At 66.6% G+C, this 566-nt stretch carries 1 protein-coding gene; it reads left to right on the plus strand.

Features of this window, described 5'->3' with window-relative positions:
* Positions 1 to 133: 133 nt before the first annotated feature.
* Positions 134 to 566, plus strand: a 433-nt coding sequence (locus tag ABD332_RS59950) for a sodium:solute symporter family transporter (protein ID WP_425552478.1), incomplete at its 3' end; no start/stop codon positions are given.

A 566-nucleotide genomic window follows, 5' to 3' on the forward strand; every position in this document is an offset into this window, starting at 1 on the left:
GCCTCCCGAACAGTCGTCGACGATGCCTGAATGTTGCGCACCCATGTCGCACGGTTTACCGACCGATTGCCTCTTGTTTCGTGTCAACCGATCCGGGAGCCTGCGCAACACACAGAGGACTGAGAGGGTGCCCATGGTCGATCCCGCCAGCACCACCGCCTTCACGCTGGTCGTCGCCGGCACGTCGCTGCTCGCGATCGCCGCGCGGCGCTTCCGGGTACGCGACGAACTGCCCACACTCGACGACTGGGCGCTGGCGGGACGGCAGTTCGGGGCCGTGCTCACCTGGTTCCTGCTCGGCGGCACGATCTACACGGCCTATACGTACGCCGCGGTGCCAGGTCTGGTGTACGGCATCGGGGCGCTGGGGTTCTTCGCACTCGCGTACACGGTGATCGTCTACCCGCTGGCCTTCGTACTCCTGCCGAGGCTGTGGCAGGTCGCGAAGGACAACGGCCATACGACGGTGGCCGACTACGTGCGAGCCCGGTACGACTCACCGCTGCTCGCGCTCGCCGTGGCGCTCACCGGAATCCTCGCCACCATGCCGTACATCGCCCTGCAAC

The sequence above is a fragment of the Dactylosporangium maewongense genome (assembly GCF_039531485.1).
GTDB classification, from domain to species: domain Bacteria; phylum Actinomycetota; class Actinomycetes; order Mycobacteriales; family Micromonosporaceae; genus Dactylosporangium; species Dactylosporangium maewongense.